The sequence below is a fragment of the Candidatus Thermoplasmatota archaeon genome, assembly GCA_022848865.1.
Lineage (GTDB): Archaea > Thermoplasmatota > Thermoplasmata > RBG-16-68-12 > JAGMCJ01 > JAGMCJ01.
In genome coordinates this window covers 1-9,679 of record JAJISE010000056.1, presented here as the reverse complement: position 1 = coordinate 9,679, position 9,679 = coordinate 1, and the positions used below count along the sequence as shown (strand labels likewise).

Genomic DNA, 9,679 nt, shown 5'->3' with positions numbered 1-9,679 from the left:
GCTCCACTCCCAGCTGTCCCCAGCACGAACGGTCCAGTTGAAGTATGTACCGGCCATTCCCGTCGTGTCGAACGGGGCTGAGGAAGTGGCTGATGTCGTCCCGCTCGCGATGTACGGAACTGTGGCAGGGCAGTCTTGGTCGACTACCCACTCGTAGGTGATCGAATCCAGTATGTCAAGGTCCGTGGAGGGCAGCCATACGACGTTCTGCGCGGCTCTCTCCGGCTGCAGTGACTGGTCCGGCGGGTCGAATAGTACTGGAACCGTCGGTATGCAGTTCGAGCGGAATGAGCGCTCTACCCAATCCACGCTCCAGAGTTGGCTCGCAGAGTTGTCCTGGACCATCACTCGGAACCAGTAGTCCATGTTGCACACGTCCAGCGGTGGGCCGGTGTATGTCACCTGCTCGGCGGCTCCACCGGTGTCGATCCAGATCAGATTGCCAAATCCTCCCGCAGCGTCTCGGATCTCCACGCTGAAGGCCTGCTGGGAATCGCCGCCATTGCCATCCGTGAAGGTCCAGCTGAATACCGGATTCACTCGGTTCGTGAGGTGATCTGCCTCAAGAGATCCCAAGAGGAAGCCCTCGACCGACAAGTCTACTGGCACCGGTGGAATGGGCGGGTTGGTCGTATCGAACCACCAGTAACCAGCGTCGCTGCTCCAGGCTGAGTACTCGTACCCATCATGCGCCCTCACTCGATACCAGAAGTGCGACAGTGCCGGATACGTATGTGAGATTGAGAAGTTGTCTGAGGTTGGGGCAGGGTTGAACTCGTACGGCGAAGTGAACGTTATTTCGTCATCCGCCTGAACCTCGTACATGATGGAGTGACCATCGTCGTCCGTCACGACGCTCCAGGATATGTTGACGTCGACGGGATCTATCGTCTCATTTGCGGGCCATATGTTGATTGGAGCATCCGGTGGCGTGTTCATGCAGACCTCGGTGTCAGCCCAGGGACCATAGTCGAATGCGTCCCTCGTTCTTGCCCGGTAGTAGTAGCAGAGTCCAGGTGAAAAAGCTGGACCTGAATAGACCTCCGTGCTTGCACCGCTGGCGGGCTGATAGCTTGACCAGGTCACCGCGGCGAAGGCCGGATCTGTGGCAATCTCGAGTCGGTAGCCGAACTGCGGACTGGGTGGTGTGTCAGGGTCTTGGTGCGTCCAACCAAGGAGCGGGTTGACCCTGTTGGTCACAGGTGAAATCGTCTGTCCCGGACCCGTCGCCAGGAGACCCTCCACGCTCAGCGCGTATGGCGCTGTAGGAGGCCTCCCCGGCTCGGTACCGCTAGAGAAGTCCGCAGAGCAATCATTCGTGTCAAACCCAGGCATGGGCCCCCTGTGAATGTCAAAGCCAGGCCCAGGCGGAACCGCATCGGGCATTATCGTGTTGTCGGGCTCCCCGTAGTGCGACCCGCCAGCTGTGGCGTTGTACTCAACCCTGTCCACAACGACGTCCATCCCGCCAAAAGGCGTTCCTGGACCGCCTGGATTCTCCCAGACGAGCTTCAGCTCATCACCCACGGGGTCGAGATAGTCCGTCGCTCCGAGATCGACGTAGAAGTACATCGTCTCGGATATCGTCCCGGAGAGGAAGATCTGCGTCGCCACGTTGTGGAGCACGCCGTCGTTCTTCTCCAGATAGAAATCGTCCATGGACGTTCCTGGCGGACCGAAGATGTATATGTACTGCGTTCCTGCGTCGCCAGGCAGCGTCACGATGTTGTTTATCTTCGGCAGCGCAGACGGCTGCGTCGGGGCGATTGTCATGTCGATGTACTCTGCCACGAAGGTCTGCCAAACATTCGTCTGCTCGAAGATCGTCGTTGGGCTCATGAGATTGACGACAGTCTCCGTCATGTCTCCCCAGACGTACATGATGTCATCGATGTTGTGGTCACCGCCTTCCTTCACCCCTGGGGTGTCAGGATCACCGGGTATGGTGACCTGGTTTCCTGCGGTGTCAATGTCATACTTGCTTGACCGGTTCAGCGGATCGAGGTCGAGAATATCCTCAAACGTCCAGTTCCATCCGTACATCACACCGTCAATCCATGAAGACATGAATGACCCATCAGTGAAATTCACCCCGCCGATGTCCTGCGCATGTCCATATTGGTTGTGAGGTACTGGTATGGCTGCTCTAGCGTGTTGGCTCATCGGAACGAATAGCCCTAACACAAAAACCATCACCAATATCACGCTTATCGATGCCTTTCTCTTCTCTTGCATTCCAAGTCCTCCTCCTAGTATCAGAATCTTCCAAGGTGGATGGTAATCGAGCGGATTACGCTGCATGTATATATCTTTTTGGTGAACCGCTCAGCTGCTAACAAACCGCACATGACATAAAAAGGGTTTGGTACAACCGTCGAACTCAGTCCGCCGCGGCGGTGACCGTCTCCTTGGGCTCCGCCTCCAGCGCACCGAAGTACATCGCTGAGGTCCTGAGAGCGATATCGGCGAAGCAGACCTCCACGTTCTTGCCCGTCTTCGCGCTCGTCAGGTGGTACGACGATCCGTACTCAGCGGCGAGGTCAGCGACGACCTTCTCGTCCACCTCGTGCTCGAGGTCCGCCTTGTTCGCGAGTACGTGCACGGGGACTTCGCCCGCCACGCGCATGACCGAGTCGATCCACTCGCGCAGGCTGTCGACCGTCTCCGGCCGGGTGAGGTCGCACACCGCGACGACCCCCTTTGCTCCGTAGAAGTACGCCTCGCGGAGGAGGTCGCCGAACTCCTTGCGGCCCATGATGTCCCAGACCATCAGCTTGACGCGGAGGATGCCGTCCTCGGCGGGGTTGTCCACGTTGATGATCCTCTTGGACACCTTCGTCCCTATCGTCTCGAGGTATCGCTCGTCGAACTGGTCGAGGACGAACCTTCGTATCAGGCTGGTCTTGCCGACCTGGAAATCCCCAACGAGGCAGATCTTCACCTTCATCGAGGGTCGCTCTTCCATCGCTTGAATCTCGGTCACTAATCTGTGGCTGCGCTTTCCGCTCTATAAATGCGTTTCCGCCAGATTATCAGGGTGGATAGCGTCCATCGCCGCCCGCCAACCGCCCGTCCCCGCGATAGATTTATCAATCGACACCTCATTCAGAGCCGCGCAGGGGGGCGTGACGAAACGCAGGAGGAGGTACTGAGGAACAGGTTGCTGAAGTCATTGGAGGGCATTCCCGTTCAGTTCTCCCTTGTCATCAAGGTCGTCGCCACGGACTTCTCGGAGGAGGACGTCTTCCCGCTCGCGGACTTCTTGGACGAGAAGGTGAAGGGGACGAAGCAGGAGGAGCTCCCCGCTCAGCTCGAGTTCGGCGGTGCAAAGATAACCCTCAGGCGGTACACGGTCGATGTCGCGCCCGAGCCGAGGATAATGGTCATGACGGAGTAGCCCATGGAGATGCCGACCGCCGCCGCATCATTTCGCTTGGTGGTTCCATACTCTTTCCATACTCTTTGCATAGTGTTTCCATACCCTTCGCAGGAGATGACCATAGGATGCTCAGGGGATGACCATGAGATACTCATACGGATCGCATACAATTTCCATACGAATCCCATAGGAATCCCATACTGTTCCCATAGGGATCCTATACAATTCCTATACACGGGCTATACAAATCCTGTACTACTCTCCGACCTCTCTCTTCGACACGGCTTCGAGGTTTCTTCGGCCGCTCTCCGAGTTCTCTGTTCTCCGTTAGTTTCTCCGTCCGTTCCGTGAGCTCGCCCTATGCTCGCTCCGTTGTTTCTCCGGGACTCCTCCGAGACTACTCCGGGACTCCTCCGAGATACCTCCGAAGTTTCTCTGAAGGTTCTGTAAGCTCGCTGTATGCTCGCTCCGTTCTTCTCCGTTGAGTCTCCGTTCCGCTCCGTTCCCGGCTCCGTATTCCTCCGTTGTTTCTCCGTTCCCGCCCGCGCGGTGGCGTATAATGCCTTTTCGGAACACTTAAGTAGAGCAAGGTTCCCGCTCGCCTCATTGATCGCAACCGCACTCCCCGCACATCGCCCACCGAAACGGTTATGCCGAAGCTCATCGATGAGACGGCAATGACCAGGGCTTGGCTGAAGAAGAGGAAGAAGGACCAGTACTACCGAGCCGCCAAGAGGACCGGGTACAGGAGCCGGGCGGCCTACAAGCTCAGGCAGATCGTGAAGAAGTTCAATCTGATCAGAGAAGGGGACACCGTCCTCGACCTCGGGGCCGCCCCTGGCGGCTGGTCGCAGGTGGCAAAGGAGATCGTGGGAGAGGCGGGAACCGTCCTCGCGGTCGACCGGGTCCGCATCCGCGACATGGAGGGGATATCCATCATGACCCTCGATCTGGAGACGGAGGGCGCGGTTGAGCGGCTGAAGGAGTGGACAGGCGGGACCGTGGACGTCGTGCTGAGCGACATGTCGCCGAAGCTGAGCGGGAACAGGAGCAAGGACCACGCGCTCTCCGTGCACCTCAGCGGGATGGCCTTGGCGGTCGCCGACCAGGTGCTCAGAAAGGGAGGGAAGGCCGTCATGAAGGTCTTCCAGGGGGACATGTACAATGACTACATGGACAGCGTCAGGAAGCGGTTCTCCTTCGTGAAGGGTCACCGACCAAAAGCGACGATCTCGGAGAGCGCAGAGATGTACGTGATAGCGAAGGGCTTCCGGGGCTAGGCTCCCAGCGCCTTGGCCTTCTGCAGGCACTTGGCGGCCTCGTCCCTTTCTCCGAGCCTGACGAGCACTTCCCCGCGGTTCAGCCACGCGGCCGTGTACCTTGGCCTTATCTTGATGGCCTGATCGTGGCACTTCTTCGCATCCTCGAACCTGCCCATCCGGGCGAGTGTGGCGCCCATGTTGTTCCACGCGATCGCGTACTTCGGCCTGATGTCCAGGGCCTCCTCGAACGCCTTCAGTGCCTCGTCGAACCGCTCGAGCCTGAAGAGCACATCGCCCTTGTTCGTCCAGGCGATCTCGTTCTTGGGGTTCATCTTCAGCGCTATCTCGTGGCACTTGAGGGCCTCGTCATACTGCTTGAGCCTCTTGTAGGCCACGCCCTTCGACGTCCATGCCGTCGCGGGCTTCGAGCCTATCCGTATCGCCCTGTTGTAATGCTGGACGGCCTCGAAGTAGTGCCCGTCCTTGACCAGACGGTCGCCTTGGGCCACCGCCGACGTGCTGATCTTGAAGAATATGAATCCGAGGAGCGTCCCGGCGATCGCTATCACGGCGAAGACGATGAGTGGCAGCGTGCTCTCCGAGTATGTGTTCCAGTCCCACATCTGGAAGACAGCGAAGACAGCGACCAGGGCGGCTATGGTCCCCACGACGATGGCGTCGATCATCCTGGCGCTCGATGTCGTGAGCTTGGGTTTCTTCTCGGAGACCTCGACCTTGACTGGTTCCTCCTCTGCGGGGAGCTCGATCTCTTCCTCCAGCTTCGGCTCCTCACGGGGCTTCTCCAGGAGCTCCGCGAACTCGGTGCCGCACTCCGGGCACACAGAGGACTCCACCGCGATCATGCTGCTGCAGACCGGGCACTCGAAGAGGTCTCCCTCTTCCTCGATCAGGAGGGAGTCGAGCAGCTCGTCCACAATCTCCTTGTCAAGGTCCAGTGCCTCGTCCGTGCCCTCTGCGGGAGCCTCTATTCCGGCCAGATCCTCGAGCAGCTTGTCGATGTCCTCATCGCCCTCGCTGACCCCGAGCTTCACTCCGCACTCCTTGCAGAACTCGGCCTTCTGTTTGTTGAGATGTCCGCAGACCTCGCACTCGATCTTGTCCTCCGGCATGGCTAAGAACCCACCGGAGCGTATTACCGATTATGTCCGATATAAAGCTAACGCAGTGATTCTCCGCGAGTCAACATCAGGACGGACGGGTCCAATCCACCAATAGATATTAATATGCCAGAGAAAATTAGTGTAATGGGAGAAGAGGGGGAACCAGACAGAGATGACGAAGGGGATGGACATGATAGCAACGATGATTTTCATGGCAACCAAGAAGGGCTCCGGAAAGAAGGGCAAAGGGTCGAAACAGAAGAGGGCTGACTCGACGCAACGGCTGAAGGAGGAGCGGAAGAAGATACATAAGGACATGAAGCGCCTGAAGCAGCTCGAGGAAGGCGACGCGGAGAAGGGCACTGGTGCAAAGGGGAGGGCCACGATAGATGACCTGAAGACGAGCATCATGCAGTCCACCGCCCTGCTCAGAGAGGAGGCCGAGCGGATCACGTCGGACGCCGAGTCCATAAAGGAGAAGGAGGAGCGTCTCCTCCAGAAGGAGCAGGAACTGGGCAAGCGCGAGAAGGAGCTCGACGAGGTCAAGAAGAAGCTCATCAGGGCGCGGACGACGCTGCTCAGCGACGAGATAGGGAAGCTCAAGGAGGAGCGGAGACAGCTGGGATCGGAGAGGCAGACCGCCTCCCGCCTCAGGGACGAGTGGAAGAACAAGCTGAGGGAGATGGAGAAGCGGGAAGAGCTCCTGCTCAGGGTGGAGAGGAAGCTGGAGGAGAGAGGAGCGTTCCTGGAGGACAACACGAAGAACATGATCACATTCTTCAAGGAGCTGGCGAAGAGCGACGAGAGCCTCCTCGAGAGGGAGCTGGAAGTGAGACAGAAGGAGGAAGAGGTCGAACGGTCGCTGGATGAGAGAATGAAGCAGCTCGACGAAAAGACGGCCGAGCTGGACCAGCTGATGAGGAAGTTCGAGGGTTACGAGGACGTCGCCCGCGAGGCCGATCAGAGGATCAAGCTCGGGGAGCGAGAGGTCCACCACCTGAAGGAGACGCTCACGAAGATGGCCCGCGACCTGGAGGAGAGGGAGTCGGAGTTCGAGGCCTCTGCGGCCGCGGTCTCTGACGAGAAGATCGCCGAGATCGGAGAGAAGGAGCGGGAGATAGAGAAGAGGGTGAAGGAGTTTCAGGACCGGGAGAGGGAGCTCGAGGAGAAGATCAAGCAGGAGAGGGAGAAGCTCGAGGAAAAGCACGCTGAGCTGGAGAGGAGAGAGGTGAACCTCTCGCAGCAGGGCGATGAGCTCGACAAGCTCCGCGAACAAGTGCAGAAGGCCGAGGACACGTACAAGCAGGAAGGGGAGATCATCCAGGAGAAGAGGGAACGGCTGGAGACGGACATCCAGGAGTTCGAGGAGAGGAAGTCGTCCGCTTCGAGCGATGAGATGCAGGGCCTCGAGGCCGAGAGGAAGGAGCTGCAGAAGAAGAAGGAAGAGCTCGAGGAGCGCGCGAAGGAAGCCGAGGAGAAGCTCCGGACCGCGCAGGAGAGAGAATCAGAGATCGAGAGGCTGCTGGACGAGGCGAGGGACAGGGCGGAAAAAGCGGAGAGGGAGAGCGAGCGCCTCGGGAAGATGGAGAAGAAGCTCCAAGTCTACGAGAACGACATCATAGACGCCCGCGACGCGCTGATGACGGTCGACAAGATACTGGAGAAGATGCCCTACGAGGTGATCGACAACTTCATACGCTCGGACTATTTCGAGCAGTACGAAAGGGCCTTCGAGGCCATGAAGAAGGACTTCGACAAGGGCGGGGAATAGGGCAACATTTAAGATAGCCCGCGTGGTTCTTTGGGTTGGATGATAACCTATCTGACCGTGACGTTCAACAGCGACGGCGCGAGGCCCTCGGAGGTCGCGCAGCGGCTGCACTCGCTCGGCTTCGTCCCAACGACCGGGAACTACGACTTCGTGTACGAGTGGGGCACGGAGGCGGGCGTGGAGGAGGCAGTAGACCTCGCGGACCAGGTCCACCTCACGCTGAAGGGGATGATGGTCCTCTACAAAATCGACACGGTCTGATCAGCCGCCCATGTCCGGAGGCCGAGGCTCTGAGCACGCCTGCGGGTCGCATTCCTTGTGTTTTCCCACATACAGCCCCGGATGGAGCCCCGCTATCCTGAGGGCGGGTTGCTTGAAGCTCTTGCCGTGTTTCCATCGGAAGTACATGTAATACGACGCCATCGAGGCTATGGAGTAGATGGGCTGCCACTTCCTGTCCCAGCAGCTGATGTTATACCTCCAGCACGTGGCGAGGAAGTCCAGCTGGGCCTCGGTGAGCCTCTCCAGGGGCATCATCCTCTCGTCCCTCAGCCTGCTGTCGTGGAGCGGGATGAAGAGCAGCGGGACGTAGAACATGTCCAGGTCCTTCATCTTGTCCAGCAGCTCGAGGGTCTCCATCGTGTCGTCCTCGGTCTCGCCGGGCCAGCCCGTGATTATCGTCCCCAAGGGCCGCCAGCCGTTGTCGTTGAAGATGCCCACGCCCTGCGTCACGATCTCGTGCCAGTCCTTCACGTCGTACGGCAGGGCCTTCCCGCGCATGTACTTCTCCATTATTCGGATGCTGCCGGTCTCGATGCCGAAGAGGACGGTCGGGAACCGTCTGTCGTAGCTCTTCCTCAGCCTGGGCGAGTACAGGGACTTCTCCTCCAGTATGGGAGTGAGCTCCTCCACCATGTCGGGGTCGTAGACCGCCGGCGCGATGGAAGCGTGCGAGAGATGGATGTAATCCACACCCGGGTGCTCGGCTATGGACTTGTAGAGCCTGACGACGGCCTCCCGGTTGGGTTTGAACTTCGGGCCGCACTGGTAGATGAACATGTCCTCGGTCGCCGTGAAGATGGAGTTGGTCCCTCCCCTGACGTTCGTCTCAACCTCCTTCATGATGAAGTCGAGCGGGCGGGAGTTCTTCCTCCTGTTCGTCGGGGAGCAGAAGGAGCAGCCCCTTCCGCAGCCTCTCGTGATCTCCACGACGCCGTAGCTGGCGGCCCGCTTGATCGAGGGTATGGAGTCGTCGTCCACCGCCGGACCGTAGACCTCCTTGGGAAGCGCCTCGCCGTTCAGGGCCTTGTGGAACAGGTCCGTCAGGACGTTCTCGCTCTCCCCGTGGACGAGCGTGTCGATACCGAGCTCCTCCATCTTGCCGGCGTCGCGGACCTGCCACGAGCCAGCCCCGCCAACGATTATCCTCGGGTCGAACCTGGTGAAGGCCGGGTCCCCCAGGACCTTCTCGAACTCGTACGCGTCCAGGGACTCCCCACCAAAGCCGAAAAGCGAGTTGTACGTGAGAGAGACATAGGCCAGCCCCATGGAGTCCATCGTGGAGACACCCACCGCCTTCGTATCCGGGCCGACGAACCTGTTCAGGTTGTCCGGGTGCACGGAAGCGACGTTCTCCTCGCCGAACTCGTCGATGAGCATGGCCTCCACCTTCCTCAACCCGTAAGGAAGGAACCTGGCGGTGCCGTCAGCGTTGTCCTTCGCCTCCAGCCACTCGCTCTTGACGAAGAAGCTGGGAATGAGCTTCCTCGGGAAGGTGGCGACGAAGGCCGTGAACGGGTCACCGCTGTAGGTGCTGATTTCGGAGCGTGGAGCGGTGAGGACTATCGGAACTCCGCCGTTTCCCTGCCTAGAGGCCAACATAGCTCCTCCTGTTGAAATTCAAGATGAACAAATACTATTGCCGGTTATGATATCTGTCTATTTAACGTTTATTCCGAACAATAGCATGCGTCCATATCTATGAAAAGGAAAATTCATATAATCCCGTTGCGTACGTCCTGCTGAATGACCCATCCAGCGGAAAGGAAGGCGCTGTACAAGCTCACCAAGTTGGCGGAGAAGATACTCGGTCTTCCCGCAACCGCGTCCAAGATCTTGAAGACGCTCGCGAGGACGACCAAGAAGC

General features: G+C 58.9%; 8 protein-coding genes. 4 read left to right on the top strand and 4 right to left on the bottom strand.

From position 1 onward, the window contains the following. Together LN415_08900 and LN415_08895 are read right to left on the bottom strand one after the other, a co-directional pair. A partial coding sequence (locus LN415_08900) for a hypothetical protein (GenBank protein ID MCJ2557204.1) occupies positions 1 to 2,067 on the bottom strand: 2,067 nt, incomplete at its 3' end. A gap of 313 nt (positions 2,068 to 2,380) precedes the next feature. Further along, on the bottom strand, positions 2,381 to 2,965 hold the full coding sequence (locus tag LN415_08895) for a GTP-binding protein (GenBank protein ID MCJ2557203.1): 585 nt from the start codon (positions 2,963 to 2,965) through the stop codon (positions 2,381 to 2,383). Between the two features lie 195 nt (positions 2,966 to 3,160). Here LN415_08895 and LN415_08890 point away from each other — a divergent pair, with 195 nt between their 5' ends. Together LN415_08890 and LN415_08885 are read left to right on the top strand one after the other, a co-directional pair. Further along, on the top strand, positions 3,161 to 3,397 hold the full coding sequence (locus tag LN415_08890) for a hypothetical protein (protein MCJ2557202.1): 237 nt from the start codon (positions 3,161 to 3,163) through the stop codon (positions 3,395 to 3,397). Positions 3,398 to 4,056: 659 nt separating this feature from the next. Continuing rightward, a complete protein-coding gene (locus tag LN415_08885; GenBank protein ID MCJ2557201.1) occupies positions 4,057 to 4,659 on the top strand; it encodes an RlmE family RNA methyltransferase in 603 nt (200 codons plus the stop codon). Here the strand turns inward: LN415_08885 and LN415_08880 are convergent. Further along, complete coding sequence (locus LN415_08880) at positions 4,656 to 5,771, bottom strand: tetratricopeptide repeat protein (protein ID MCJ2557200.1); 1,116 nt, start codon at positions 5,769 to 5,771, stop codon at positions 4,656 to 4,658. The genes LN415_08885 and LN415_08880 overlap by 4 nt on opposite strands. Positions 5,772 to 5,934: 163 nt before the next feature. On the opposite strand from LN415_08880, the gene LN415_08875 reads away from it, so the two are divergent. Together LN415_08875 and LN415_08870 are read left to right on the top strand one after the other, a co-directional pair. Further along, positions 5,935 to 7,533 carry a hypothetical protein gene (locus tag LN415_08875; protein MCJ2557199.1) on the top strand — a complete coding sequence of 533 codons (1,599 nt, stop codon included), beginning with the start codon at positions 5,935 to 5,937 and terminating at the stop codon, positions 7,531 to 7,533. Positions 7,534 to 7,572: 39 nt separating this feature from the next. After that, the gene (locus tag LN415_08870) at positions 7,573 to 7,794 is read left to right on the top strand and encodes a hypothetical protein (GenBank protein ID MCJ2557198.1); all 222 of its coding nucleotides are present in this window, start codon (positions 7,573 to 7,575) and stop codon (positions 7,792 to 7,794) included. Here LN415_08870 and LN415_08865 read toward each other — a convergent pair whose 3' ends face one another. Then, on the bottom strand, positions 7,795 to 9,414 hold the full coding sequence (locus LN415_08865; GenBank protein MCJ2557197.1) for a B12-binding domain-containing radical SAM protein: 1,620 nt from the start codon (positions 9,412 to 9,414) through the stop codon (positions 7,795 to 7,797). Positions 9,415 to 9,679: the final 265 nt, after the last annotated feature.

What these genes read in the sequence shown, in the direction of transcription:
- LN415_08865 (MCJ2557197.1), bottom strand. Translation starts at nt 9,414, where the DNA reads ATGTTGGCCTCTAGGCAGGGAAACGGCGGAGTTCCGATAGTCCTCACC.
- LN415_08880 (MCJ2557200.1), bottom strand. Translation starts at nt 5,771, where the DNA reads ATGCCGGAGGACAAGATCGAGTGCGAGGTCTGCGGACATCTCAACAAA.
- LN415_08885 (MCJ2557201.1), top strand. Translation starts at nt 4,057, where the DNA reads ATGACCAGGGCTTGGCTGAAGAAGAGGAAGAAGGACCAGTACTACCGA.
- LN415_08895 (MCJ2557203.1), bottom strand. Translation starts at nt 2,965, where the DNA reads ATGGAAGAGCGACCCTCGATGAAGGTGAAGATCTGCCTCGTTGGGGAT.
- LN415_08870 (MCJ2557198.1), top strand. Translation starts at nt 7,573, where the DNA reads ATGATAACCTATCTGACCGTGACGTTCAACAGCGACGGCGCGAGGCCC.
- LN415_08875 (MCJ2557199.1), top strand. Translation starts at nt 5,935, where the DNA reads ATGACGAAGGGGATGGACATGATAGCAACGATGATTTTCATGGCAACC.